Source organism: Pseudomonas sp. S11P7 (assembly GCF_023195435.1).
Taxonomy (GTDB): domain Bacteria; phylum Pseudomonadota; class Gammaproteobacteria; order Pseudomonadales; family Pseudomonadaceae; genus Aquipseudomonas; species Aquipseudomonas fluorescens_G.
In genome coordinates, this window is the sequence record NZ_JALPKS020000002.1 from 4,445,830 (window position 1) to 4,472,510 (window position 26,681).

Sequence of the window (26,681 nt, forward strand, 5' to 3'; positions counted from 1 at the left end):
AAACCGCCCTCAACATCACCCGAAACGCTACGCACGGTTGCATTGGCATACCGTTGTGTGTTTCTGCCTCCGGGGTCAGGTAAATCACCCGTGTAACAGCGGCTTATTTTTACTGTAACAAAAAGCCTGTTGCGCCCGTTTTCAGGGGGTTTCGCTCGATTTTGTGACCTTTAGCAGACTCCTTGCGCGCTGTCGAGATATGGCGCCCGTGGCCGTTTGCGTATACTGCGCAGATGTTTTTTCCAACGGCTTTGCGTCCGCGGTACGCCAAATGGCTGATCGCAACCGGACTCTTCCTGATGCTCGGTGGCTGTGTTGATAAACCCAACACGCTTGAGCGCGTAAAGGAGGACGGTGTGCTGCGGGTGATCACCCGTAACAGCCCCGCCACCTACTTTCAGGATCGCAGCGGTGAAACCGGCTTCGAATACGAGCTGGTGAAGCGCTTTGCCGACGATTTGGGCGTCGAGCTGAAGATCGAGACCGCCGACAACCTCGATGACCTGTTCAACCAGATCGGCAAGCCCAATGGCCCGGTGCTCGCTGCGGCCGGCCTGGTCAGCAGCGATGAACGCAAGAAGCAGGTGCGGTTTTCCCACTCCTACCTGGAAGTCACCCCGCAGATCATCTACCGCAACGGCCAGTCGCGGCCAACCGATCCCGGTGATCTGGTGGGCAAGAAGATCATGGTGCTCAAGGGCAGCACCCACGCCGAACAACTGGCCGAGCTGAAACAGAAATTTCCCGCTATCGAATACGAAGAGTCTGACGCGGTAGAAGTGGTCGACCTGTTGCGCATGGTCGATGAAGGCCAGATTGATCTGACGTTGGTCGACTCCAACGAAGTGGCGATGAATCAGGTGTACTTCACCAACATTCGCGTGGCCTTCGACCTTGGCGATGCGCGCAGCCAGAGCTGGGCGGTGGGGCCGGGCGAGGACAACAGCCTGCTCAACGAAATCAACGCCTACCTCGACAAGGTGCAGAAAAACGGCACCTTGCAACGCTTGAAGGACCGTTATTACGGCCACGTCGACGTGCTCGGCTACATGGGCGCCACGACCTTCGCCCAGCACTTGCAGCAGCGCCTGCCGAAATACGAACAGCACTTCAAGAATTACGCAAAGAAAGAGAAAGTCGACTGGCGCCTGCTGGCGGCAATCGGTTATCAGGAATCGCTATGGCAGCCGACCGTCACCTCGAAAACCGGCGTGCGCGGCTTGATGATGTTGACCCAGAACACCGCGCAGGCGATGGGCGTGTCCAACCGCCTCGACCCCAAGCAAAGCATCATGGGCGGCGCCAAATACCTGGCTTACATGAAGGATCAGCTCGACGATTCGATCAAGGAGCCGGACCGCACCTGGTTCGCGCTGGCGGCCTATAACGTCGGCAGCGGTCACCTTGATGACGCACGCAAACTGACCGCCAAGGAAGGGTTGAACCCGGACAAGTGGCTGGACGTGAAGAAGATCCTGCCGCGCCTGTCGCAGAAGCAGTGGTACAGCAAGACCCGTTATGGCTACGCCCGCGGCGGCGAGCCGGTGCATTTCGTGGCGAACATCCGTCGCTACTACGACATCCTCACCTGGGTGACCCAGCCGCAGCTCGAAGGCGATCAGGTGGCCGAGGGCAACCTGCATGTGCCGGGCATCGACAAGTCGAAACCGGCGCAAGAGCCAGCCCCGCTCTAAGCCAACACCCAAATCAAATGTAGGAGTGAGCCTGCTCGCGAAAGCGGTGTGTCAGCCAATGTTATGTTGTCTGACACACCGCTTTCGCGAGCAGGCTCACTCCTACAGGAGATTGCGGTGGGGCTTAGTGCCTGGCGGCAGCCAGGATCAGCGTTTTCATTTCGGAAACAGCGGACTTGAACCCGACAAACAACGCATGCGCCACCAGCGCATGGCCGATGTTCAATTCATTGATGCCTTTGATCGCCGCCACAGCCTCGACGTTGTGGTAATGCAGGCCATGCCCGGCGTTGACGATCAGGCCTTGCGCCAGCCCGAACGCGACGCCATCGGCAACACGCTGGAGCTCTTCAGCCACTTGCGTCGGGGTTTCGGCGTCGGCGTAACGCCCGGTATGCAACTCGATCGCCGGGGCACCGACGCGTTTCGAGGCTGCGATCTGCCGCTCATCGGCATCGATGAACAGCGAGACTTCGCTGCCGATCTTCGACAACCGTTCCACCGCTGCCCTGATGCGCTCTTCCTGCCCCGCTACATCAAGACCACCTTCAGTGGTCAGTTCCTGGCGGGTCTCCGGCACCAGACAGATGTGCGCCGGACGAATCCGCTCGGCGAACACCATCATTTCTTCGGTGACGCCCATTTCGAAGTTCATCCGCGTCTGCAGCACATCCTTGAGCAGCAGGACGTCGCGCTCCTGAATGTGGCGACGGTCTTCACGCAGGTGCACGGTGATGCCATCGGCGCCCGCCTCTTCTGCGTCCAGCGCTGCCTTGACCGGATCCGGATATCGGGTGCCACGGGCCTGACGCAGGGTGGCCACGTGGTCGATGTTCACGCCGAGAAGAATGCGATTGCTGCTGGTCACGAGTGCGCTCCTGAAGGGAAGAATTCGGCGCACAGCATATCAGGGCTTGCGAAACAGCTCGCGGCTTACCAACGGTCGACCGCCCAGATGCACCGCCAATGCCTGACGCATCAGGCGCTTGGCCGCCGACAGCGCGCCAGCGGCTGACCAATCAGCTTCGGCCATGGCCAGCAGTTCAACGCCGTTGAACAGGCCCGGTTGCAGCAAAAAAACTCGCTCAAGCCCGGCATCCACTTGCAGACGATAGAGGCCGTCTTCAGCAATGGGCTCACCGTGCACATCGGTATTGAGCGAGAAGCCATAGCCGAGGTCATCAAGCAGACGCCATTCGAACGAACGCAACAACGGTTCCAGCGGCCGGCCTTCAGCCAATGCAAGTAAGGTCGCGGCGTAGTGATCGAACACAGCGGGATGCGGATCTTCAGCCGGCAGCAGACGAATCAACAGCTCGTTGAGGTAGAGACCGCTGAACAACGCCTCACCGTTGAGCCACGCCGAGGTACCGGAGCTCTCCATGCGCCCGACATTCTTCAACTCGCCCTTGCCACGAAACTCGACGTCCAGCGCCACGAACGGCCGCGCCAGCGTGCCGGCCTTGCCTCGCGCGCTGCGCAACACCGCCCGCAGCCGACCTTGCGGCGTCAGGAAGTCGACCAGCGCACTGGTTTCGCGATAGGCGCGCGAGTGCAGGACGTAGGCGGGCTGGGCAGGAGGCGGGTTTTGCGACATTGAGTTCTCGATGAACAAACGCAGTTTTATACACAACCCAAAACTACTGTGGGAGCGAGCCTGCTCGCGAAAGCGGAGTGACAGTCAACATCAATGCTGAATGTTACATCCCCTTCGCGAGCAGGCTCGCTCCCACAGTGGGTATCGGTGTTCTCAGGCTCGGCGCTTACAGATCGCCATAACCCAGCGAACGCAGCGCACGCTCGTCGTCGGACCAGCCGCCCTTCACCTTGACCCACAGGTTGAGCATGATCTTGGAGTCGAACAGCAGCTCCATGTCCTTGCGCGCTTCGGTGCCGATGCGCTTGATGCGCTCGCCCTTGTCGCCAATGATGATTTTCTTCTGGCCGTCACGCTCGACGAGGATCAAGGCATGGATGTGCAGGGTCTTGCCCTGCTGCTTGAACTCTTCGATCTCGACGGTGATCTGGTACGGCAGCTCGGCGCCCATCTGGCGCATGATTTTCTCGCGCACCAGTTCGGCGGCGAGGAAGCGGCTGCTGCGGTCGGTGATCTGGTCTTCCGGGAAGAAGTGATCGTTTTCCGGCAGGTGATCGGCGATGACCTTTTCCAGCGCTTCGAGGTTATGCCCGTGCTGCGCGGAAATCGGGATGATCTGCGCGTTCGGCAACTGCTCCTGCAACCAGCTCAGGTGCGGCATCAGCTCGGCCTTGTCTTCGATGCGATCGGTCTTGTTCAGCGCGACGATCAGCGGGCCGGTGACGTATTGCACACGTTCGAGGACCATCTGGTCTTCTTCGGTCCACTTGGTGCGGTCGACCACGAAGATCACTACGTCGACGTCTTTCAACGCCGCCGAAGCGGTTTTGTTCATGTAACGGTTCAGGGCCTTTTCGCCACCCTTGTGCATGCCGGGCGTATCGACATAGATCGCCTGCACGTCGCCTTCGGTCTTGATCCCGAGCATGTTGTGGCGCGTGGTCTGCGGCTTGCGCGAGGTGATCGCGAGCTTCTGGCCGAGGATGTGGTTGAGCAGCGTCGACTTGCCGACGTTGGGACGGCCGACGATGGCAACGTAGCCACAGCGAGTTGCGTTTGTATCAGTCATTGCCATTCTCCACGCCCAGGGCAATCAGTGCTGCGGCGGCCGCTACCTGTTCGGCAATACGACGGCTCACACCCTGACCTCGGCTTTTTTCATTCAGTAAGACCACTTCGCATTCGACGAAGAAGGTTCGGCAGTGCGGCTCGCCCTGGATATCCACCACTTCGTAGCGCGGCAGTTCGCAACCGCGCGACTGCAGATGTTCCTGCAGACGGGTTTTCGGGTCCTTGTTGGTGTCGACCAGCGTCAACCCTTCGAACTCGCCGGCCAGCCAGGCCAGTACACGTTCACGGGCAACGTCCATGCCGGCATCGAGGTAGATCGCACCGATCAGCGCTTCGAGGGCATCGGCCAGGATCGATTCGCGACGGAAGCCGCCGCTTTTCAGCTCACCGGAACCCAGTCGCAGGTAATCGCCAAGATCGAAACCGCGGGCCAGTACGGCCAGCGTCTCACCTTTTACCAGGCGTGCGCGCAAACGCGACAACTGGCCTTCGCGGGCCAGCGGGAAGCGATCGAACAACGCCTCGCCGGCGACGAAATTGAGGATGGCATCACCGAGGAATTCCAGGCGTTCGTTGTTGCGCCCGGCAAAACTGCGGTGCGTGAGGGCCAGCAGCATCAGCTCCTGGTCCTTGAAGGTGTAACCGAGCTGGCGCTCGAGACGGCTTAGAGAAACGCTCACGGTTTACCCACGCTGAGTTCGTGGCTGGATTCCACTGCCATCGCCGGGGTGCGGCGCAGGCCTGGGACAATTAACGCTGTGTTCAAAAATTAAATCCTGGCGATTGTAAAGCCGATTGTGCCGGCTCCAGAAATGCATTCGGCGCTGTGGTCAACAGCGCCGTGTGTGATTACTTGATCAGGCCAACCCGCGAGAAATTCGGCAGGTGACTGAGTTTTGGCTCCGGCCAGCTCATCCAGACCGCAAAGGCCTTGCCGACGATATTCTGGTCGGGAACCATGCCCAGCAGGTTCTTGGGAATGTTCGGATCATCCCAGTAACGGCTGTCATTGGAGTTGTCGCGGTTGTCGCCCATCATGAAGTAGTGCCCGGCAGGCACGGTCCACGAACGGTCCGGCGTGGCGCGATAGCGGCTCATCTCCTTGCGGATCAGGTGCTCGGCGGCGCCCAGTTTCTCTTTGTAGAGTTCAGCGCTGCCCAGCGTGCCCGGCTCGGAGCCGACCATCTGCTCGGCAATCGATTCGCCGTTGACGAAAAGACGCTTGTCAGCGGTGTAGCGCACCGTGTCGCCCGGCAGGCCGACCACACGCTTGATGTAGTTGACGTTCGGGTCGCTCGGGTAACGGAACACCATCACATCGCCGCGCTGCGGATCACCGACTTCGATGATCTTCTTGTCGATCACCGGCAGGCGGATCCCGTAGGAAAACTTGTTCACCAGAATGAAGTCGCCGACGTCCAGGGTCGGCTTCATCGAGCCCGACGGAATCTGGAACGGCTCCACCAGGAACGAACGCAGCACCAGCACGATGAACAACACCGGGAAGAACGACTTGCCGTATTCAACCAGCAGCGGTTCCTTGTTGAGCTTTTCGACCACCACGACATCTGGCTGGCTGACGCTGCCCTGATAGGAAGCGATGGCCGAACGGCGACGCGGCGCCAGAATCAACAGATCAAGCAACGCCAACAGGCCGCAGACGAACACGGCGATGACCAGCAACAGCGGGAAATTTAGTGACATAGGACCTGACTATTCCAACCTGAGCACGGCAAGGAAGGCTTCCTGTGGAATTTCCACGTTGCCGACCTGCTTCATGCGTTTCTTACCGGCCTTCTGCTTCTCCAGCAGTTTCTTCTTACGGCTGACGTCACCACCGTAGCATTTGGCCAATACGTTCTTTCTGAGCGCCTTGACGGTTGTCCGCGCAACGATCTGGCCACCAATGGCGGCCTGAATGGCTACATCGAACATCTGCCGCGGGATCAGCTCTTTCATCTTCTCGGTCAACTGGCGACCTTTGTAGTGCGAGTTGTCACGGTGCACGATCAATGCCAGAGCATCGACCTTGTCGCCGTTGATCAGCACGTCCAGTTTCACCAGATTAGCCGATTGATAACGATCGAAATGGTAATCCAGCGAAGCATAGCCGCGACTGGTGGACTTGAGACGGTCGAAGAAGTCCAGGACCACTTCGTTCATCGGCAGGTCGTAGGTCACTTGCACCTGATTGCCGAGGAACAGCATGTCGACCTGCACACCACGTTTCTCGATGCACAGGGTGATGACGTTGCCCAGGTGTTCCTGCGGAACCAGGATATTGGCCCGCACGATCGGCTCGCGCATGTCTTCGATCGACGACACGTCCGGGAGCTTGGAGGGGTTGTCGACGTAAATCGTTTCACCGGTTTTCAGCACCAGCTCGAAGATTACCGTCGGCGCAGTGGTGATCAGGTCCAGGTCGTATTCGCGCTCGAGGCGCTCCTGGATGATTTCCATGTGCAGCATGCCGAGGAAGCCGCAACGGAAGCCGAAGCCCAGGGCGTCGGAGCTTTCCGGGGTGTACTGCAGCGACGAGTCGTTGAGGGTCAGCTTCTGCAGCGCTTCGCGGAAGTCCTCGAAATCGTCGGAGCTGACCGGGAACAGACCGGCGTAAACCTGTGGCTGGATGCGTTTGAAGCCGGGCAGCACTTCAACGTCCGGGGTCGAGGCCAGGGTCAGGGTGTCACCGACCGGGGCACCGTGAATGTCCTTGATGCTGGCGATGATGAAGCCCACTTCGCCGGCTTTCAGGTCGGTGGTGGCGGTGTGCTTGGGGTTGAATACGCCGACGCTGTCGACCAGGTGGATCTTGCCGGTGGACTTGACCAGAATCTTGTCGCCCTTCTTCACCCGGCCGTGACGCACACGCACCAGGGAGACAACGCCCAGGTAGTTGTCGAACCACGAGTCGATGATCAACGCTTGCAGCGGATCTTCGATGTTGCCGGTCGGCGCAGGAATGGTGTGGACCAGACGCTCGAGGACTTCGTCGACACCCAGGCCGGTCTTGGCGCTGCAGGTCACGGCGTCGGTGGCGTCGATGCCGATGATCTTCTCGATCTCGTCCTTGACGCGATCAGGATCGGCCTGTGGCAGGTCGATCTTGTTCAGCACCGGCATGACTTCCAGGCCCTGCTCGATCGCGGTGTAGCAGTTGGCCACGGACTGGGCTTCAACGCCTTGACCGGCATCGACCACCAGCAGCGCACCTTCACACGCGGCCAGGGAACGGCTGACTTCGTAGGTGAAGTCGACGTGGCCCGGGGTGTCAATGAAGTTCAGCTGGTACTTGATGCCGTCTTTGGCGGTGTAATAAAGGGTGACGCTGTGGGCCTTGATGGTGATCCCGCGTTCACGCTCAAGGTCCATGGAATCGAGGACCTGGGCCTCCATTTCACGCTCGGCCAGGCCGCCGCACATCTGGATGAAGCGATCGGCCAGCGTCGACTTGCCATGGTCAATGTGGGCGATGATGGAGAAATTGCGGATATGACTCAAATCACTCACGGATCAACACTCAAAAAGGCTGCAGGCATGGCCCGCCGAAAAATAGCCGGGAATTGTACCTGATAGTCCGCGCAAGCGTCACGTTCGCCTGTCACCCGGATTGCATGCAAAAACGCCCCGCTCTTACGAGCGGGGCGTTTTCAGGGTTCAAGCGCTGAATGAAAGCTTGTTCATCAGCCCGCTCGTCTGAGCAACCAGACGCCCGCCAGCGCGCAGACAGCGGCCGGTACCAGCACCGCAAACAGCGGCGAGAAACCGAACACCAGGCTCGACGGACCGAGCAAATCCTGGACGATACGGAAGGTGAAGCCCACCAGCACGCCGGTAAAAACGCGTTGACCCAGGGTCACCGATCGCAGCGGACCGAAGATGAAGGAAATAGCCATCAGCACCAGCGCGGCGGTGACCAGCGGCTGCAACACCTTGACCCAAAATGCCAGCCAATAACGGCCGTTGCTCAAGCCTTGCTCGGCCAGATAGTGGATATAACCCCACAGACCGCTGATCGACAGCGATTCCGGCGCCATGACCACGGTGCTGAGCAGTTGCGGGCTCAACGCCACGTCCCATTCCTCGCTCGGGGTATTGACGACTTCAGTACTGCGCTCGTGGAACAGCGTGGTGGCAACGTCCGTGAGCTGCCACTTGGTGCCGTCGAACTCGGCCTTCCTGGCGAAGCTGGAGCTGAGCAGGTGGCGCTCTTTGTCGAAGTGGTAGCGGGTCACGCCATACAGCAGGCCGTTCGGTTGCACGGCGTTGATGTGGATGAATTCCTCACCCTGACGGTGCCACATGCCGTGCTTGGCGCTTTGCGCATCGCCACTGCCCTGGGCCAGCGAACGATTGGCCTGCGCCATGCTTTCGGTGGCCGGGGCGACATATTCGCCGATCAGCACGCCGGCCAGCATCAGCACCAGCATCGGCTTCATGACGGCCCAGACGATGCGGCCGATCGACACGCCCGCGGCGCGCATCACCGTCAGCTCACTGCTGCTGGCCAGACTGCCGAGGCCGATCAGGCAACCGATCAGCGCGGCCATCGGCAGCATTTCATAGAGCCGGCGCGGCGCGGTCAGCAATACAAAGCCGAGCACGTCGACCAGGGTGTAGGTATCGCTGACGTCGCCCATTTCATCGATGAAGGCGAACAGCGTCGCCAGACCGAGAATGATTGCCAGCACAGCGATGATCGCCATGAACACGCTGCTGCCGATGTAGCGGTCGAGTTTAACCACGGGCCACCTCCAGCGCAGCGGAGCGACGGCTGGCCATTTTCAGGCGCAGCGGCTCCCAATACAGCAGGCCGAGGCCAATCAGCAGGAAGATCGCATGCACCCACCACAAGCCGAGCGCCGGCGGGATCTTGCCCTTCTCCAGCGCACCGCGGGCGGCAATCAGGATGCTCAGGTAAGCCATATAAAGAAGAATCGCCGGCAGCAGCTTGAGGAAACGCCCCTGACGCGGGTTGACGCGCGACAGCGGCACCGCCATCAGGGTCACGATGAACACCAGCAGCGGCAGCGACAAACGCCATTGCAGTTCGGTTCGGGAACGGATGTCGTCGCTGCCCAGCAGCGCGGACGTTGGCATGGCGTCACGGTCGGTGACTTCCTCGCTGACGTCCGGCTTGGGCAGCAGCACGCCGTAGGTTTCGTAGTGAATGGCGCGGTAATCGGCCTGACCCGGGCTGCCGTCATAGCGATAGCCATTGTCGAGGATCAGATAGCGGTTGCCATCAGGGCGGATTTCCTGACGGCCCGATTCGGCCACCAGCACGGAAATGCCGCGATCCTTTTGATCGGCGCCGAGGTTTTTCTGCGAAATGAACACGCTGCCCAGATTGACCCGATCGTCGCTGAGGGTTTCGGTGTAGGTCACCCGCGTACCGTCGCGCAGTGCCTGAAAACGGCCGGGCTCAAGGGTGTCGAACTCGGTCAGCGCATCCTGCTTGTTCAGCAGCAACTGGAACTGGTTGGCACCCTGCGGGGCCAGCCCCAGGCTCAGCCACGCCACCACCAGCGCCACCAGGGTCGCCGGGAACAGGGTCATGCGAAACAGCTTCTGCTGACTCATGCCGGTGGCCGAAAGCACGGTCATTTCGCTTTCCAGGTACAGCCGACCGTAGGCCAGCAGGATCCCCAGGAACAGGCCCAGCGGCAGAATCAGTTGCAGGAAACCCGGCAGACGAAAGCCCATGATCAGGAACAGCGAGCCCGGATCGAGCTGGCCGGCAGCGGCCTGAGCCAGATATTTGATGAAGCGACCGCTCATGATGATGACCAGCAGCACGGCACTTACGGCGCTGAGGGTCAACAAGACTTCGCGGGACAGATAACGGAAGACGATCAAACCAGACACTCCAGGGTTGTCAGGCTAAGGCGGCCAAACAAGCAAGCACATCGACCGGCCCGCAACGCAGAGCGGTCGAAAAAAGATGCGGCATTATCCTGTGATTGGGGGCGCCTGTCACTGCGCACACTCATCCATCTCTGTAATCCTTTGCTGATCGTACAACCCAGGGGGCGTTCTCAATTAGTTTTCACACCGCGCCGAGTCTGCTGTTGTGCAGGGCAAGGCGCGAGAAGCGTGGTTTGGTCATTCCAAATAAGCTTCGAGCAACGCAGCCCTGCACAACAGCAGGCCCGGCCCTTCGGGTTGTGCCTTAAAGCCGGCCAGTCTGCGTTGCAGGCCTTGGAAAGGGAACAACCATTCCCAGCGGCCTGCGCCTTGCCTGGCTGGCTTTAAGGCGACAACGCGGTGTGAAAACTAATTGAGAACGCGCCCTAGGGTTGTCAGGCGCGGGGAGCGAGGTTCAAACTGCGGCCCTTGTCGCAGGCTTTGGCCTGCGCCTCTTCTATCTATAAGCAGGCGACTGCGGACAACGTCGAACGCCTGCGTGTTGACCATTCATTCAGGGATCCGGACATGGAACTGGTTGTAAAAAGCGTTAGCCCAGAAACGTTGAAAACCGCCACCCTGGTGGTTGCCGTCGGCGAAGGCCGCAAACTCGGCGTGGCCGCCACCCAGGTCGACGAACTGAGCGGCGGCGCGATCAGCGCAGTCCTCAAGCGTGGCGATATCGCCGGCAAGGTCGGTCAGAGCCTGCTGCTGCACAGCCTGCCGAACCTGAAAGCCGAGCGCGTGTTGCTGGTCGGCGTGGGCAAGGACGAAGAACTGGGCGACCGTCCGTTGCGCAAAATCGCTGCCGGCATCCTCACCACCCTCAAAGGCCTGGGCGGCAGCGACGCCGTGCTGGCGCTGGATGAAATTATCGTTAAAAACCGCGACAGCTACGGCAAGACCCGCCTGCTCGCGGAAACCCTGGTCGACGGCGGCTACATTTTTGACCAGTTCAAAAGCCAGAAAGCCGAACCGCGCGCCCTGAAGAAAATCACCCTGCTGACCATCAAGGCTGCACAGGCCGAAGTGCAACGCGCCGTGAACCACGCCACCGCTATCGCCAACGGCATGGCCTTCACCCGCGATCTGGGCAACCTGCCGCCGAACATCTGCCACCCGACCTTCATGGGCGAACAGGCCAAAAACCTCGGCAAAGAGTTCAAGGATCTGAAAGTCGAAGTGCTCGACGAGAAGAAGATCAAATCCCTCGGCATGGGTTCGTTCTACGCCGTTGGCCAGGGCAGCGCCCAGCCGCCGCGCCTGATCGTCATGCAATACAACGGCGGCAAGAAATCCGAGAAGCCGTACGCGCTGGTCGGTAAAGGCATCACCTTCGACACCGGCGGCATCAGCCTGAAGCCGGGCGCCGGCATGGACGAAATGAAATACGACATGGGCGGCGCCGCCAGCGTGTTCGGCACCCTGCGCGCCGTGCTTGAGCTGAAACTGCCGATCAATCTGGTGTGCATCCTCGCCTGTGCGGAAAACATGCCGAGCGGCAACGCTTCGCGCCCGGGCGACATCGTCACCACCATGAGCGGGCAGACCGTGGAAATCCTCAACACCGACGCCGAAGGCCGTCTGGTGCTGTGCGACGCACTGACCTACGCCGAGCGTTTCAAGCCACAAGCGGTCATCGATATCGCCACCCTGACCGGCGCTTGCGTCGTAGCCTTGGGTGCGCACACCTCGGGCTTGCTGGGCAACAACGACGAACTGATCGGGCAGTTGCTCAGCGCCGGTCAGGCCGCCGACGACCGCGCCTGGCAACTGCCGCTGTTCGATGAGTACCAGGAACAGCTGGACAGCCCGTTCGCCGACATCGCCAACATTGGCGGGCCGAAGGCCGGCACCATCACCGCGGCGTGCTTCCTGTCGCGCTTCACCAAGAACCTCAACTGGGCGCACCTCGACATCGCTGGCACCGCGTGGACCAGCGGCGGCAAGGACAAGGGCGCAACCGGCCGTCCGGTGCCGCTGCTGACTCAATACCTGCTGGATCGCGCCAAAGCCTGAACCCGCTGAAAAGTGGCGTCACTCTCGGGTGACGTCGCTTGCTGCCCTGGACCCGTAATGACCAAAGTCGATTTCTATATCCTGCCCAGCGCCGATCCTTCGGCTCGCCTGGACTTTGCCTGCAAACTCACCGAGAAAGCCTGGCGCATGGGCCATCGCATCTACCTGCACTGCAGCGATGCCGCTCAGCGCGATGATCTCGATGCGCGCCTGTGGACCTTCAAAGGCGAGAGCTTTGTGCCGCACGGCCCGGCAGACAGCGAACCGGAAGGTTTGATCGTGCTGGGCCTGGGTGACGATTGCGGTCAACATCAGGATCTGCTGGTCAATCTCGACCTGAAAGTCCCGGCGTTCGCCAACAAATTCGCCCGTGTGGCGGAAGTGGTGGTCGAAGACCCGACGATTCGAGCGGCCGCGCGGGAGAGTTTCCGCTTCTACCGCGAACAGGGCTATTCTCTGCAAGACCACCGTTTACAGCGACTCTGAGCACTCCAATGGACACTCCGAAACCGCAACAGAAGTCCGCACACCTGCTGGACGATCTCGAATCGATCCGCCAGTTGCTCGGCGATGACAACCTGCAACCGCCACTGCTGACCGACACGGTCGAGGAAGGCGAACAGGAACAGATTCCGATGCTGTTCGACCCGGTCGGCAACGAGCCGCCCGCCGTCGAGCCGCCTGCCGCGCCAGCCCCGACCGCCACCGCGCAATCGGCTGCACCGGCCGACAAAGGCCCGGACGCCCTGCTGCATCTGGACAGCGAACTGCGCGCCGCCGCGCAATTGATCATGCAAGACGTGATCGACGACTTCGCCCCGCACATCGAAACCGAGATCAAACGCCGCCTTGATGCGCGGATGGAGCGGCTGCTCGCCGCAGCTGCAAGCGGCAAGATTTAAGCTGCAAGCCAAAGCCAAAGAAAGCCAAACCCACCGCTATCCTCTTGCAGCTTGTGGCGTGCAGCTTGCAGCTTGCAGCTTGCAGCTTGTGGCTTGCTGTGGCTTGTAGCTTGCAGCTCGCCCCCCAGCTATACTTGCCGGCTTTTCCTGAATAAATGCCAATAGGGTCCCGCCGCGCATGGATAAGACCTACCAGCCGCACGCCATTGAAACTTCCTGGTACAAGACCTGGGAGTCCGAGAACTACTTCGCCCCGCAAGGCGCGGGCGAGTCCTACACCATCATGATCCCGCCGCCGAACGTCACCGGCAGCCTGCACATGGGTCACGGTTTCAACAACGCGATCATGGACGCACTGATCCGTTTCCGCCGCATGCAGGGTCGCGACACCCTGTGGCAACCGGGCACCGACCATGCCGGTATCGCCACGCAAATGCTGGTGGAGCGCCAACTGGAAGCCCAGGGGCAGAATCGTCACGACCTGGGTCGCGAGAAATTCCTCGAGAAAGTCTGGGAGTGGAAGGAACAGTCGGGCGGCAACATCAGCCGGCAGATCCGTCGCCTCGGCTCGTCCGTCGACTGGAGCCGTGAGCGCTTCACCATGGACGACGGCCTTTCGGAAGCGGTCAAGGAAGCTTTTGTGCGCCTGCACGAAGACGGCCTGATCTACCGCGGCAAGCGCCTGGTCAACTGGGACACCAAACTGCACACGGCGATTTCCGACCTCGAAGTGGAAAACCACGAAGAGAAAGGTTTCCTGTGGAATCTGAAATATCCATTGGCCGACGGCGTAACAACCGCCGAAGGCAATGACTTCCTGATCGTCGCGACTACCCGTCCGGAAACCATGCTCGGCGACTCCGCCGTCGCGGTTAACCCGAACGATGAGCGCTACAAAGCCCTGATCGGCAAATTCGTCGAGCTGCCGTTGGTTGGCCGCCGCATCCCGATCATCGCCGACGATTATTGCGACCCTGAATTCGGCACTGGTTGCGTGAAAATCACCCCGGCCCACGATTTCAACGACTACGAAGTCGGCAAGCGCCACAACCTGCCGCTGCTGAACATCTTCGACAAGAACGCCAACGTGCTGCCGGCCGCACAGGTGTTCAACCTCGATGGCACGCTGAACGAGAGCATCGACGGCAAGATTCCCGCCGAGTTCGCTGGCCTGGAACGTTTCGAAGCGCGCAAACAGATCGTCGCTGCGTTCGATGCCGCCGGCCTGCTGGTGAGCATCAACGATCACAACCTGAAAACCCCGAAAGGCGATCGCTCCGGCACCGTCATCGAGCCGTGGCTGACCGACCAGTGGTACGTATCGACCAAGCCGTTGGCCGAACCTGCCATCGCTGCTGTTGAAGACGGGCGCATTCAGTTCGTGCCCAAGCAGTACGAAAACATGTACTTCTCGTGGATGCGCGACATCCAGGACTGGTGCATCAGCCGTCAGCTGTGGTGGGGCCACCGGATTCCGGCCTGGTACGACGAGTCGGGCAAGGTCTACGTCGGTCGCGACGAAGCCGAAGTGCGCGCCAAGCACAACCTCGGCCCCGACGTTGCGCTGCAACAGGACAACGACGTTCTCGACACCTGGTTCAGTTCCGGCCTGTGGACCTTCTCCACCCTGGGCTGGCCTGAGCAGACCGAGTTCCTGAAGAAATTCCACTCCACCGACGTGCTGGTCACCGGTTTCGACATCATCTTCTTCTGGGTTGCCCGGATGATCATGATGACCATGCACCTGATGAAGAACGAAGACGGCACGCCGCAGGTTCCGTTCAAGACCGTGTACGTACACGGTCTGGTGCGCGACGGCCAAGGCCAGAAGATGTCCAAGTCCAAGGGCAACGTTCTGGACCCGCTGGACATCATCGACGGCATCGACCTGGAAACCCTGGTGCAGAAACGCACCTCGGGCCTGATGCAGCCGAAACTGGCGAAGAAGATCGAGAAAGCCACCCGCGAAGAATTCGCCGATGGCATCGCCAGTTATGGCACCGACGCCCTGCGCTTCACCTTCTGCTCGCTGGCCTCCACCGGTCGCGACATCAAGTTCGACATGGGCCGCGTCGAAGGCTATCGCAACTTCTGCAACAAGATCTGGAACGCCGCACGTTATGTGCTGGACAAGGGCGAAGACTGCGGCCAGAACGGCGAAGCCTACGAGCTGTCGCTGGCTGATCGCTGGATCATCTCGCAACTGCAACGCACCGAAGCCGAAGTGACCCGTCAGCTCGATCAGTTCCGTTTCGACCTCGCCGCGCAGGCGCTGTACGAGTTCATCTGGAACCAGTACTGCGACTGGTATCTGGAACTGTCCAAGCCAGTGCTGTGGGACGAGAACGCGCCGGTCGAGCGTCAGCGCGGCACTCGCCGCACGCTGGTTCGCGTGCTGGAAGTGGCGCTGCGCCTGGCGCATCCGTTCATGCCGTTCATCACTGAAGAAATCTGGCAGCGCATCGCGCCGCTGGCCGGTATTCAGGGCAAGACGATCATGCTGCAACCTTGGCCAGTGGCCAATGAAGAGCGTATCGATCCGGCCGCCGAAGACGACATCGAATGGCTCAAGGAACTGATGCTCGGCACGCGCAACATCCGTGGCGAAATGAACATCGGCCCGGGCAAACCGCTGCCTATCTTCCTGAAAAACGTCAGCGCTGAAGACCAGCGTCGCCTGAGCGAGAACGAAGCGCTGCTGAAAAAGCTGGCACGTCTGGAATCTATCACCGTACTCGCCGCTGGCGAAGAAGCACCGTTGTCCGCCACCGCACTGGTCGGCGAGATGGAAGTGCTGGTGCCGATGGCCGGTCTGATCGACAAGGCTGCGGAACTGGCGCGTCTGGACAAGGAAATCCTGCGTCTGCAAGGCGAAGTCCAGCGCGTCGGCGGCAAGCTGGCCAACGCCGGGTTCGTCGACAAGGCCCCGGCCGAAGTCATCGACAAGGAACGCGCCAAACTGGCCGAGGCCGAACAGGCCCTGGGCAAGCTGGCCGAGCAGCATGCGCGGATTGCCAGCCTGTAACGGCAGATCGCAGTGAAAAGGGAGGCCACAATGGCCTCCCTTTTTTTATTCCCAAACACCACAAATCCCTGTAGGAGCGAGCCTGCTCGCGAAAGCGGTGTGTCAGTTGCCATCATTCGGGACTGACACACCGCTATCGCGAGCAGGCTCGCTCCCACAGGTTTGAACGGTGTGGCCTTTAGATGTGGGACAATACCCGCCACTTTCAGCCATACCCGAATCGACCACGCCCATGACCGCCCCCCGCACACCCAAACCTGCGCGCAAGAAGCCTGATTCCGCGACCCCGCCCAAGGCCGTCGAGCCGCGTGAAAAGGCCAGCCTGCATCCGCGCAATCGCCATCAGGGTCGTTATGACTTCCCTGCGCTGATCAAGACCACGCCGGAACTGGCGAAGTTCGTGATCACCAACCCGTACGGCAAGGAAAGCATCGACTTCGCCAGCCCCGACGCGGTGCGCGTGTTCAACCGGGCGCTGCTCAAATCGTTTTACGGCATTCAGCATTGGGACATCCCGGCCGACTACCTCTGCCCGCCCGTGCCGGGCCGCGCCGATTACGTGCATTTTCTCGCCGATTTGCTGGCAAGCATGAACGACGGCAAGGTCCCGCGCGGCGCGATCGTCAACGTGCTGGACATCGGCATGGGCGCTAACTGCGTGTACCCGCTGATCGGCAACAGTGAGTATCGCTGGCACTTCCTTGGCTCGGAGATCGATCCAACCGCCGTGGCGGCCGCTCGCGCCATCGTGCAGTCCAACGACCTGAGCAAGGTCATCAAGCTGCGCCAGCAGGAAAACCGCAAGCACATCCTCATCGGCTTGCTGGAACCGGGCGAGCGTTTCGACCTGACCATGTGCAACCCGCCGTTCCACGCCTCGATGGACGAAGCGACCAAAGGCAGCGAGCGCAAATGGCGCGCCTTGGGCAAAGCCGATCCGAAACGCAAACTGCCGGTGCTGAATTTCGGCGGCCAATCGGCGGAGCTGTGGTGTGAAGGCGGTGAAGCGCGTTTTGTGACGCAACTGATTGCCGAAAGCGCCAACTTCCAGCACAAGGTGCTGTGGTTCAGCACGCTGGTTTCAAAAGCATCGAACCTGCCAGCCATCGAAACCGCGCTGAAGAAAGCGGGTGTGCTGGAAAGCCAGGTGGTGGAGATGTCCCAGGGGCAGAAGCAGAGCCGCTTCGTGGCCTGGACGTTCCAGACCAAGTCCGAGCAGCAGATCTGGCGGCGTGAGCGCTGGACCCGCTGACACACAGCAAATCCCTGTAGGAGCGAGCCTGCTCGCGAAAGCGGTGTAGCAGTCGACATTCAACGTGACTGATCCACCGCATTCGCGAGCAGGCTCGTTTCCCACAATGCTGCTCAGCGCAGCATCAAATCACAGACACAAAAAAACCGTGCCCGGATCGCTCCGGAGCACGGTTTTTTTATCGCTGCGTCTTACTTGTTCACAGCGTCGGTCAGGCCTTTGGCCACAACCAGCTTGATCACTTTCTTGGCAGGGATTTCGATGGCAGCGCCAGTCGATGGGTTACGGCCGGTGCGGGCAGGACGCTCGGTCACTTTCAGCTTGCCGATACCTGGCAAGGTGATTTCGCCGCCATTTTCCAGCTGATCGGCAACGATTTGGCCCAGTTGGTCCAGAGCGTTACGCGCGGTGGTTTTCGGCGCGTCGATAGCTTCAGCAATGTCGGCGATCAGTTGGTCTTTAGTAAGAGCCATGTAGTGTTCCTTCCCTATCAAATTCATATGGATTGCAGAGTGCAGTGTCAGCCATCGAGCCCGATCTTCTGGATCTGGCACCCTCGGCGATAACCACGACGAGTCGGGTTATAGATGCCGAAATCAGGGTTTGGTTCGACCTGACAAATGCTGAATGCACGCTTAACGCAGTGACTTCGCGTAAGACCGGGCAAAACTAGCACAGCGACAAGGAAATATCCGCCTCTAGCTACCCATTTGGTCAGCTTTATTGCTCTAAACCGCTAAAAAACCGCATAAGGCCGGGCACGCGCCCCGGTTTTGCCCTGCAACCCGCGCCAAAACCAGTGGTTGCGGTACACTGGGCGCTTTTTCGGGGGAGCCTGCCCTCCTCCCTTCCAACAGCCGAGAAGCCCATGCCGATCCGTCATTGCATCGTCCACCTGATCGACAAAAAACCCGACGGCACGCCCGCAGTTCTGCACGCCCGTGACACCGAACTGGCCGAGTCCGCAGCCATCGAAAACATGCTCGCCGACCTCAACGAAAGCTATAACGCCAAACAGGGCAAAGCCTGGGGTCTGTTCCATCCGGAGTCCGGCGCGTTCCCCTTCAGCGGCTGGTTGAAGGAGTACATGGACGGCGGCAAGGACTTCACCGCCTTCAGCAAGGTCGCGGTCGAGCATCTGCAAAAACTGATGGAAGAATCCAACCTGTCGGTCGGCGGCCACGTGCTGTTCGCCCACTATCAGCAAGGCATGACCGATTACCTGGCGATCGCCCTGCTGCACCACAGCGAAGGCGTGGCGGTGACCGACGAGCTGGACGTGACCCCGTCGCGCCACCTCGACCTCGGCCAGTTGCACCTGGCGGCGCGGATCAACGTCTCGGAGTGGCAGAACAACAAGCAGTCCAAGCAGTACATCTCGTTCATCAAGGGCAAGAACGGCAAGAAGGTCTCGGAATATTTCCGCGACTTCATCGGCTGTCAGGAAGGCGTCGACGGCCCGGGCGAAACCCGCACGCTGCTCAAGGCGTTCAGTGACTTCGTCGAGAGCGAAGACCTGCCGGAAGACTCCGCCCGCGAGAAAACCAAGACCCTGGTCGATTACGCCAGCAGCCAGGCCAAACTCGGCGAACCGATGGGTCTGGAAGAGCTGTCGGAGCTGATCGATGAAGAACGCCCGAAAGCCTTCTACGATCACATCCGCAACAAGGACTACGGCCTGTCGCCAGAGATTCCGGCGGACAAGCGCACCCTCAATCAATTCCGCCGTTTCACCGGCCGTGCCGAAGGCTTGTCGATCAGCTTCGAAGCACACCTGCTGGGCTCGAAGATTGAATACGACGAAGAGAACGGCACCCTGATCATCAAAGGTCTGCCGACATCGCTTACCGATCAGTTGAAGCGGCGCAACTGATGCTCGGCAAAGTGCTGAAGAAGGTGGCGCTGGTTCTGCTGGTGGTCGTGGTCTATCAGAACTGGGGCAAGATCGAGCGGGTGTTCAATCCCTCGCAGATGGTTGCCGAGCAAACGCGCGCGCAGGCCAACGTCGTGCTCTACGCCACCGACTGGTGCGGCTACTGCAAGCAGACCAAACGCTTCCTCGACAGCAAGGGCATCCCGTTCAAGGAATTTGATATCGAGAAGGATGCCGAGGCGCGCAAGGCGTACGAGGCATTGGGTGGACGCGGGATTCCGCTGATCGATGTGAACGGCACGTTGATTCGCGGGTTTGACCCGGACGAAATTCTCGCCGCCCTGAAATAACCTGTAGGCGTGAGCCTGCTCGCGATAGCGGTGTGTCAGTTGATGAATCCGCTGACTGACACACCGCTATCGCGAGCAGGCTCGCTCCTACAGGGTTTTGCATCGGACTTGAGAGATCAGCGTGCTTCGATGCGGAAACCGAAGCGCGGGAAGTGCACATGCACCAGGCCGCCGCGCTCGTCTTCGCGGCGGATGATCAATTCCTCGCGACCGGCAAACAGCAACTCGCCGACCACCGGATCGACGCCATAGTCGATGGCTGCAATCGCCACTTGCTGCCCGGCCGTAAAGCCATTCGGATCAACGAACTGTTCATCCGGCAATGCCGCCGGTGTGGCGTTACGCGCAACTTCCAACGCCTCGGCGGAGGACATCTCGCTCGCCGCGCCATGACCAAAGCCCAGCACGCGCCCCAGCCACGCGACGACAGCCGGATACTCATCGACTAGCGGTGCGGTCACGTGAGTGGCCTTGAGGAACCACAGCGGATGCGCCATGGCGAAGTCGGCAATCGATGGTTCGCCGAACAGGAAGTCGCCCTGCTCGCGCTGCAACTGCTGCTCCAGACGCGCCATGATCGTCGGCCATTGATGCTTGGCCTGTTCTGCAGACAAACGCGTGGCGCTGCCACCACTGAACAGACCCGCGCGGTCGGCAATAAACGCCTTGATCGCTTCCGGCGGCAACTTGGCGAAACGCACCGCCACCGACTCCGGCTGGAACACCAGACTCACCGCATGTTGAAACACCACCGAATCGGCCCATGTGGCAAAACTGGCGGCTGTGAATTCCTGGCCCTCGGGGAAGAACGCCGGCAAAGCCTTCTCTTGCTCCAGACGACGCGCAATCAGCGAAGTGTCGCAATAGATGTCAGCACCAATCTGCAGCACCGGGGTCTTGCGGTAGCCACCGGTCAGCGCCGTCAGATCCGGTTTCGGCATCACCGGCGAAATGTGCACCGAGCGCCACGACAAACCTTTGAAACCCAGCAGCAGGCGGGCCTTCTCGGCAAATGGAGAGGTCGGGTAATGATGGAGAATCAACTCGGACATGCTCGGCTCCGCCGCTCAGATAATGAGCCCGCAGCTTAACGCGCATTTGATTAGCAGCCTACAGATCCGCCTGATGGGAACCTATCAGTCAGATTGATAAGACGCGACCAGGCATTCCTTGGCGCTCTTGCGCAGCTTTTTGATCAGCCGCTCCTGGCGCAACGCATCGCTTTTGTCGCGACACCGTTCGGTATAGACCAGCGCCATCGCCGGGCTGGAAAGAAAGAACCGCGCGCCCTTGCCGCTTTGGTGCTTGGCAAAACGGCGCACGGGATCATCGCTGATCCCGCAATACAACGAGCCATTGGCGGCGCGAACGAGGTAGACGAACCAGGATTTGCTCACCGGCTCGGCAACAACGACAGAATTTTCGCTAAGGCTGGTCACTTCGGGATCAAGGCGTGTAGGAAAACAGGCGGCGATTTTATCAGCGTCCGGCCTGAAATGCCTTCAGTCCCTTGCGCGCCTGAGCGCGTACGGCGTTGCGCACCAGCGGCGTCCAGCCGAGCAGACGGCCTTTGAAACCGAGGGCCTGACGCGACCAGCGCCACAGGTCGAAATGATCATGGTGCTCGCAGATCTTGCCGTCGCGAAAGACGAAACGAGCCCGGATATCGTTGATCACGATATTGCCGGTCTGGCTGAACAGGTAGGTGGCGACCCAGTGCGCGCCACCCGTACGCTCGTCGGCGCGGACGTTGTCGAAGGTCAGCGAGAAATCCTTGGCGCGGGTGGTGAGCATGCGCCACATATCGCCGGCATCGCGACCGCGCAATTCGCCGAAGGCCGGATCGCTGAAGACCACGTCATCGGTGTAGCAGGCGGCCATGGCTTCGGCGTCGAGGCGCTGGAAGGCCTGGTAGAAACGGGTGATCAGGGCGCTGTGGGCTTCGCTCAAGACAATCTCCAAAGAAAGAGGTACAGATTGCCAGCACGATAATCCGCCGAGCGCGGAAACACTATCGGCATTCGCACACCGAATACCTGCAGCACGCAAAACCTGTAGGAGTGAGCCTGCTCGCGATAGCGTCCTTCCAGTCAACGTTGCGCTGACTGAACCACCGCTATCGCGAGCAGGCTCACTCCTACAGTTTGAATCGCGTCAGATCCTTTCGCTTTGCACCTGCACATACAGCGCACGCCCGGCACCGAGGCCGGCAATGATCGCTCCGGTACCAATGATGCCGAAAATCCAGCCCACGGCACTCCAGCCACCCGTCCAGTCATGCACCACGCCGACCGCGAACGGCCCCATCGAGGCCAACGTATAACCGAAGCCCTGAGACATGCTCGACAGGTTCGCCGCGACATGGGAATCGCGCGAGCGCAGCACAATCAGCGTCAGCGCCAGGCTGAATGTGCCGCCCTGCCCCAGGCCGAGCAGGATCGCCCAGCCCCACAGACCTTCGATTGGTGCATACAGGCAACCGAACAGACCGCCAAGGGTCAGCGCCATCACTACGACGATGGCCAGACGCTGATCCTTGCCGCGCGTCGCCAGCCATGGCGCGGCCAGCGAGCTGGCCAGTTGAATGATTACTGAGCCGGACAGCACCAGACCGGCCTGGGTTGGCGTCAGCCCGCGACCGATAAGGATCGACGGCAACCAACCGAATACGATGTAGGCCAGCGACGATTGCAGGCCCATATACAACGTCACTTGCCAGGCCAGCGGATCACGCAACAGCCCGCGCACCCGATAAGCGACGTTATGCGCGCCATGTTTCGAGCCGACTTGCGGCAGCCAGAACACCGCGGCCAGCAGCGCCGGGATCACCCAGAAACCCAGCCCCATCGCCCAGCTGTTGCCGAAGTGCTCACTCAACGGCACGGTCGAACCCGCCGCCATCGCCGCGCCCAGACACAGGGCCATGGTGTAGACGCCGGTCATGGTTCCGGCGTGCTTGGCAAAGTCGCGCTTGACGATGCCGGGCAGCAGAACGCCGACAATGCCAATGCTCGCGCCACCGAGGACGCTGCCGGCGAACAGGCCAATCTCACCAAAATTGCTGCGCAGGATAATCCCGCCAGCCAGCGTCAGCAGAATCCCCAGCACCACCCGCTCAGCACCGAAACGCCGCGCCAGAATCGGCGCAAGCGGCGCGAACAAGCCCAGGCACAGCACCGGCAACGTCGTCAGCAAACCCGCCTGCGCCGCCGACAATCCAAGGCTTCTGGAGACCTCGCTGAGCAGCGGCGCCATGCTCGACAGTGCCGGGCGCAGGTTAAGCGCTACCAGAATCAACCCAAGCAGCAACAGCCACGGACGCTTCACCAGCGGATGGCTTTGCTGCACTTGCTCGTCGTCGGCCTCGGCATCGATCAGCAACTCTTCCAGTTCTGGCGTGCGTTTGTTCGCTGTGGCTATCTCGCTGCGGGACATGGTTTTCTCGGTTTCAGGGTTCATTGATCAACTGCCTCGACAAGGCTTTGGCCCGCTCCGGGTCGCGTTGTTCGACCGCATCGAGCAAGTCGATGTGCAGATCGAACACTTCCTGACGGCGCGGGACGATGTTCAGGGTCTGGCGCAATTGCGCGCCGACGATGCTGGAGAAATAGCGATACAGCTCGCTGAGGGTCGGATTGTGCGCGGCGTCGACCAGACGCCGGTGAAACACCAGATCGCAGGCGATGTAGGTGTCGAGGTCACCGTGGTAATGGCTGCCGCTGGTGCCGAGCGCCTCGCGCAGTGCCGCCAGATCCTCGTCGGTGCGACGCAGCGCCGCCAGGCCGATCGCCTCGACTTCGAGGATGTGCCGGGTTTCCCGCGCCTGATCCAGCGAACACCGCGACAGCGCCTTCAGCGTGTCGAGCGGATCGACCACTGCGCGCAAATAACTGCCGTCGCCCTGACGGATTTCGATCAGCCCGGAAAACGCCAGCACACGCATGGCCTCGCGCACCGTGTTGCGGCTGATGCCCAGCTCGGCGCACAGCTCAGGCTCGGTCGGCAAGCGCTCGCCGACCTGCCATGCGCCGCTGTTGATGCGCTGGCGTAACTGATCCAGCGCCTGATCGACCAGCGACCGTTTGATGAGTGGAGAAATGTCTGACATAGGTCTCGTCCTTTCATCCAATCATAGGATGAATTTTCCGACATGTTAGTCAGACCCATGTAGGACGGCAACCACCTAGGGTCAATCGAGACACATGGAGCGGCATTTTCGATTGGTCAAAATTACCCTTTAAGGGTAATTTCAGGGACAGGGTTTTTGGCTTCTTATGGAAAAGAACACACCCCATTACGACTTGGCGGTGATCAAGGCGGATGTCAGGAGGCTAGGCTGGAGGGCGTTCACGCACACTGCCAGAAGAAGCGGATCTGAGCTGGAGCTGACGCTCGCAGACATGCAGGAAGTGGTTTTCAGGCTGCAGCGCAGCATGCTCTACAAGTCGATGACGACCTATGACAACCACCGTATTTGGCAGGATGTCTATCACATCAATTCACATGGTCTGGAGATTTACATAAAGGTGTCATATCACTACGACAAGCGCCCACCTGTGATCTCTTTCAAGGAGAACAACTCATGAGTACGCAACAGTGTTTCAGTTGCGGTGCCGCTGAAGGCATGGTGCATTTCGACGGCCGAGGCGAAACCGTGAGCGTCAAAGGGATGGAGCGCCGGATTGACAACCTGTCGGGATGGGAATGTCAGAAGTGCGGAGAAATCGAGCTCGATGAATTGTGCGGGCAACGTTATTCAGATGCATGCGATGAACTCGTTATCGCCAGCAGGAAAATGGTCGGCAACGAGATGAGAAGAATTCGCCGCAAATTACATCTGACGCAAAAAGAGACGGTGCAAATACTATCCGGGGGCGGGCATAACGCATTCTCTCGCTACGAACGCGGCGAAATATTGCCGCCCAAGGCACTCATACTGTTGATGCGTTTATTGGATCGCTACCCGTACTTGCTAACCGATGTAAAGACTCTCGGCGAAGGTGCAGATTTAAGAGGTTTCGAACACATCGTCCATAAAGAACACGAATTCCTTTCCGTCTCCTGACCCCCAAAAAACAAACCCGGCACATGGCCGGGTTGGTTTTACGCAACAACCATCAATGCAGAATCTGACTCAGGAACAACTTCGTCCGCTCATTCTGCGGATTATCAAAGAAGTCGTTCGGCGCCGCCTGCTCAACGATCTCGCCCTTGTCCATGAAGATCACGCGGTTCGCCACGGTGCGGGCGAAGCCCATTTCGTGAGTCACGCAGAGCATGGTCATGCCGTCTTCCGCGAGGCCGATCATGGTGTCGAGCACTTCCTTCACCATCTCTGGATCGAGCGCTGAAGTCGGTTCATCGAACAGCATGATTTTCGGTTTCATGCACAACGCGCGGGCGATCGCCACACGTTGTTGCTGACCACCGGACAGTTGTCCCGGGTACTTGTGCGCCTGCTCCGGAATGCGTACGCGCTCCAGATAATGCATGGCGATTTCCTCGGCCTTGCGCTTGGGCATCTTGCGTACCCACATTGGCGCCAGGGTGCAGTTCTGCAGAATGGTCAGGTGCGGGAACAGGTTGAAGTGCTGGAACACCATGCCGACTTCGCGGCGGATCGCTTCGATCTGCTTGAGGTCATTGGTCAGTTCCACGCCATCGACAACGATGCGGCCCTGCTGGTGTTCTTCCAGGCGGTTGAGGCAACGAATCGTCGTCGATTTGCCCGAGCCCGACGGCCCGCACAGGACGATACGCTCGCCCTGCTTGACGTTGAGGTTGATGTCTTTCAATACGTGGAACTGGCCGTACCACTTGTTGACGCCCTGCATCTGGATGATGCCTTCAGGGCCCACAGGCTTTTTGATTGCTTCGCTCATTTACAGAGAACTCCTAACGCTTGTGGCCAGTGTCGAGCTTGCGTTCCAGATGCATGGAATAGCGCGACATACCAAAACAGAAAATCCAGAACACCAGGGCGGCGAACACGTAGCCTTCGGTGGCCATGCCCAGCCATTTCGGATCGGCAGCGGCTTGCTTGACGCTGTTGAGCAGGTCGAAGAGGCCGATGATGATCACCAGGCTGGTGTCCTTGAACAACGCAATGAACGTGTTGACGATGCCGGGAATTACCAGCTTCAGGGCTTGCGGCAAAATCACCAGGCCCATCGAGCGCCAGTAACCGAGGCCCATTGCCGCTGCGGCTTCGTATTGGCCTTTAGGAATTGCTTGCAGACCACCGCGCACCACTTCGGCCACATAGGCCGACTGGAACAGGATCACGCCGATCAGTGCCCGCAGCAGCTTGTCGAAGTTCATGCCTTCAGGCAGGAACAGCGGCAGCATCACCGAGGACATGAACAGCACAGTGATCAACGGCACGCCGCGCCAGAATTCGATGAAGGTCACGCAGACCACACGAATCGCCGGCATGTTCGAACGACGGCCCAGCGCCAGCACAATCCCCAGCGGCAACGCACCAGCGATACCGACAGTGGCGATGACCAGAGTCAACATCAGGCCGCCCCACTGGCTGGTCGCCACATTGCTCAGACCAAAACCGCCGTGCAGCAAGGTGAAGGCAATGATCGGATACAGCACCAGAAAGCTCAGCCCGTAGATCGCTTTACGCGGCATACGCGAGATGAACAATGGGGCGGCGCCGATGACCGCGAGCCACACGGTCAGGTCAACGCGCCAGCGCAGTTCAGGCGGGTAATAGCCGTACATGAACTGACCGAAACGCTGCTGAATGAACACCCAGCAGGCGCCGTCCTTGGTGCAGTCGGCGCGAGTAGTGCCGACCCAGTTGGCATCGATGATGGCCCAGCTGAGGATCGGCGGCACGACCAGGTAAATCAGGTAGAACGCAAACAGCGTCAGCAGGGTGTTGAGCCAGCTGGAGAACATGTTCGCGCGCATCCACGCCACCACGCCGATGCTGCTGTTCGGTGGAGGCATGTCGGGTTTGAAAGTATGAGTACTCATG

At 60.0% G+C, this 26,681-nt stretch carries 26 protein-coding genes; 10 read left to right on the plus strand and 16 right to left on the minus strand.

Annotated elements, in window-relative coordinates:
- Nucleotides 1–233 precede the first annotated feature (233 nt).
- On the plus strand, nucleotides 234–1,694 hold the full coding sequence (gene mltF, locus M0746_RS20575; RefSeq protein WP_208938625.1) for a membrane-bound lytic murein transglycosylase MltF: 1,461 nt from the start codon (nucleotides 234–236) through the stop codon (nucleotides 1,692–1,694).
- A 124-nt stretch (nucleotides 1,695–1,818) separates the two neighbouring features.
- On the opposite strand, the gene pdxJ is transcribed toward mltF, so the two are convergent.
- From pdxJ to lptF, 8 genes are all read right to left on the minus strand, one after another.
- Nucleotides 1,819–2,562 (minus strand): pyridoxine 5'-phosphate synthase, encoded by a 744-nt coding sequence (pdxJ, locus tag M0746_RS20580; RefSeq protein WP_258450424.1) that lies wholly within the window; start codon nucleotides 2,560–2,562, stop codon nucleotides 1,819–1,821.
- A 39-nt stretch (nucleotides 2,563–2,601) separates the two neighbouring features.
- Nucleotides 2,602–3,291: a DNA repair protein RecO gene (gene recO, locus M0746_RS20585; RefSeq protein WP_208938627.1), complete on the minus strand. Its 690-nt coding sequence runs from the start codon at nucleotides 3,289–3,291 to the stop codon at nucleotides 2,602–2,604.
- Nucleotides 3,292–3,457: 166 nt separating this feature from the next.
- Entirely contained in the window at nucleotides 3,458–4,360 is a 903-nt protein-coding gene (gene era / locus M0746_RS20590) for a GTPase Era (protein WP_064586098.1), read from the minus strand.
- On the minus strand, nucleotides 4,353–5,042 hold the full coding sequence (gene rnc / locus M0746_RS20595) for a ribonuclease III (protein WP_024011703.1): 690 nt from the start codon (nucleotides 5,040–5,042) through the stop codon (nucleotides 4,353–4,355). The genes era and rnc overlap by 8 nt, the downstream gene beginning before the upstream one ends.
- Nucleotides 5,043–5,211: 169 nt before the next feature.
- Nucleotides 5,212–6,066, minus strand: coding sequence for a signal peptidase I (lepB, locus tag M0746_RS20600; protein ID WP_208938628.1), 855 nt, complete (start codon nucleotides 6,064–6,066; stop codon nucleotides 5,212–5,214).
- Nucleotides 6,067–6,075: 9 nt separating this feature from the next.
- Nucleotides 6,076–7,872, minus strand: coding sequence for a translation elongation factor 4 (gene lepA / locus M0746_RS20605; protein ID WP_090281894.1), 1,797 nt, complete (start codon nucleotides 7,870–7,872; stop codon nucleotides 6,076–6,078).
- Between the two features lie 173 nt (nucleotides 7,873–8,045).
- Nucleotides 8,046–9,107 (minus strand): LPS export ABC transporter permease LptG, encoded by a 1,062-nt coding sequence (gene lptG, locus M0746_RS20610; RefSeq protein WP_258450425.1) that lies wholly within the window; start codon nucleotides 9,105–9,107, stop codon nucleotides 8,046–8,048.
- On the minus strand, nucleotides 9,100–10,221 hold the full coding sequence (gene lptF / locus M0746_RS20615) for an LPS export ABC transporter permease LptF (protein ID WP_258450426.1): 1,122 nt from the start codon (nucleotides 10,219–10,221) through the stop codon (nucleotides 9,100–9,102). Before lptF ends, lptG begins: the two co-directional genes overlap by 8 nt.
- A 576-nt stretch (nucleotides 10,222–10,797) precedes the next feature.
- Here lptF and M0746_RS20620 point away from each other — a divergent pair.
- The 5 genes from M0746_RS20620 (at nucleotide 10,798) to rlmF (ending at nucleotide 17,467) form a co-directional block, all read left to right on the plus strand.
- Entirely contained in the window at nucleotides 10,798–12,288 is a 1,491-nt protein-coding gene (locus M0746_RS20620; protein ID WP_208938631.1) for a leucyl aminopeptidase, read from the plus strand.
- Nucleotides 12,289–12,345: 57 nt separating this feature from the next.
- Entirely contained in the window at nucleotides 12,346–12,774 is a 429-nt protein-coding gene (locus tag M0746_RS20625; protein WP_208938632.1) for a DNA polymerase III subunit chi, read from the plus strand.
- A gap of 8 nt (nucleotides 12,775–12,782) precedes the next feature.
- Nucleotides 12,783–13,190: a DNA polymerase III subunit chi gene (locus M0746_RS20630; RefSeq protein ID WP_258450427.1), complete on the plus strand. Its 408-nt coding sequence runs from the start codon at nucleotides 12,783–12,785 to the stop codon at nucleotides 13,188–13,190.
- A 178-nt stretch (nucleotides 13,191–13,368) separates the two neighbouring features.
- Complete coding sequence (locus M0746_RS20635) at nucleotides 13,369–16,215, plus strand: valine--tRNA ligase (protein WP_258450428.1); 2,847 nt, start codon at nucleotides 13,369–13,371, stop codon at nucleotides 16,213–16,215.
- Between the two features lie 232 nt (nucleotides 16,216–16,447).
- Nucleotides 16,448–17,467, plus strand: coding sequence for a 23S rRNA (adenine(1618)-N(6))-methyltransferase RlmF (gene rlmF / locus M0746_RS20640; protein ID WP_258450429.1), 1,020 nt, complete (start codon nucleotides 16,448–16,450; stop codon nucleotides 17,465–17,467).
- Between the two features lie 191 nt (nucleotides 17,468–17,658).
- Here rlmF and M0746_RS20645 read toward each other — a convergent pair whose 3' ends face one another.
- Nucleotides 17,659–17,940, minus strand: coding sequence for an HU family DNA-binding protein (locus M0746_RS20645; protein ID WP_003221909.1), 282 nt, complete (start codon nucleotides 17,938–17,940; stop codon nucleotides 17,659–17,661).
- A gap of 395 nt (nucleotides 17,941–18,335) precedes the next feature.
- Between M0746_RS20645 and yejK the strand changes: the two genes are divergently transcribed.
- Both yejK and M0746_RS20655 read left to right on the plus strand, forming a co-directional pair.
- On the plus strand, nucleotides 18,336–19,340 hold the full coding sequence (gene yejK / locus M0746_RS20650; protein WP_093104504.1) for a nucleoid-associated protein YejK: 1,005 nt from the start codon (nucleotides 18,336–18,338) through the stop codon (nucleotides 19,338–19,340).
- Nucleotides 19,340–19,690: a glutaredoxin family protein gene (locus M0746_RS20655; protein WP_160038408.1), complete on the plus strand. Its 351-nt coding sequence runs from the start codon at nucleotides 19,340–19,342 to the stop codon at nucleotides 19,688–19,690. Before yejK ends, M0746_RS20655 begins: the two co-directional genes overlap by 1 nt.
- 116 nt (nucleotides 19,691–19,806) lie before the next feature.
- Here the strand turns inward: M0746_RS20655 and M0746_RS20660 are convergent, their stop codons facing one another.
- The 5 genes from M0746_RS20660 to M0746_RS20680 all read right to left on the minus strand — a co-directional run bounded on the left by M0746_RS20660 (nucleotide 19,807) and on the right by M0746_RS20680 (nucleotide 23,798).
- Complete coding sequence (locus M0746_RS20660; protein ID WP_258450430.1) at nucleotides 19,807–20,742, minus strand: glutathione S-transferase family protein; 936 nt, start codon at nucleotides 20,740–20,742, stop codon at nucleotides 19,807–19,809.
- Nucleotides 20,743–20,826: 84 nt separating this feature from the next.
- Nucleotides 20,827–21,129, minus strand: a complete 303-nt coding sequence (locus M0746_RS20665; protein ID WP_258450431.1) for a GIY-YIG nuclease family protein — start codon at nucleotides 21,127–21,129, stop codon at nucleotides 20,827–20,829.
- 40 nt (nucleotides 21,130–21,169) lie between these two features.
- Nucleotides 21,170–21,640 (minus strand): nuclear transport factor 2 family protein, encoded by a 471-nt coding sequence (locus M0746_RS20670; protein WP_258450432.1) that lies wholly within the window; start codon nucleotides 21,638–21,640, stop codon nucleotides 21,170–21,172.
- A 204-nt stretch (nucleotides 21,641–21,844) separates the two neighbouring features.
- Nucleotides 21,845–23,149: a CynX/NimT family MFS transporter gene (locus M0746_RS20675; RefSeq protein WP_258450433.1), complete on the minus strand. Its 1,305-nt coding sequence runs from the start codon at nucleotides 23,147–23,149 to the stop codon at nucleotides 21,845–21,847.
- Complete coding sequence (locus M0746_RS20680) at nucleotides 23,139–23,798, minus strand: FadR/GntR family transcriptional regulator (protein ID WP_258450434.1); 660 nt, start codon at nucleotides 23,796–23,798, stop codon at nucleotides 23,139–23,141. Before M0746_RS20680 ends, M0746_RS20675 begins: the two co-directional genes overlap by 11 nt.
- A gap of 166 nt (nucleotides 23,799–23,964) precedes the next feature.
- On the opposite strand from M0746_RS20680, the gene M0746_RS20685 reads away from it, so the two are divergent.
- Together M0746_RS20685 and M0746_RS20690 are read left to right on the plus strand one after the other, a co-directional pair.
- Complete coding sequence (locus tag M0746_RS20685) at nucleotides 23,965–24,276, plus strand: type II toxin-antitoxin system MqsR family toxin (RefSeq protein WP_203420838.1); 312 nt, start codon at nucleotides 23,965–23,967, stop codon at nucleotides 24,274–24,276.
- On the plus strand, nucleotides 24,273–24,755 hold the full coding sequence (locus M0746_RS20690) for a type II toxin-antitoxin system MqsA family antitoxin (protein ID WP_258450435.1): 483 nt from the start codon (nucleotides 24,273–24,275) through the stop codon (nucleotides 24,753–24,755). The genes M0746_RS20685 and M0746_RS20690 overlap by 4 nt, the downstream gene beginning before the upstream one ends.
- Before the next feature lie 52 nt (nucleotides 24,756–24,807).
- On the opposite strand, the gene M0746_RS20695 is transcribed toward M0746_RS20690, so the two are convergent.
- Entirely contained in the window at nucleotides 24,808–25,572 is a 765-nt protein-coding gene (locus M0746_RS20695) for an amino acid ABC transporter ATP-binding protein (RefSeq protein ID WP_124319255.1), read from the minus strand.
- Nucleotides 25,573–25,585: 13 nt separating this feature from the next.
- Nucleotides 25,586–26,680 carry an amino acid ABC transporter permease gene (locus M0746_RS20700; protein ID WP_258450436.1) on the minus strand — a complete coding sequence of 365 codons (1,095 nt, stop codon included), beginning with the start codon at nucleotides 26,678–26,680 and terminating at the stop codon, nucleotides 25,586–25,588.
- Between the last annotated feature and the right edge of the window lies 1 nt (nucleotide 26,681).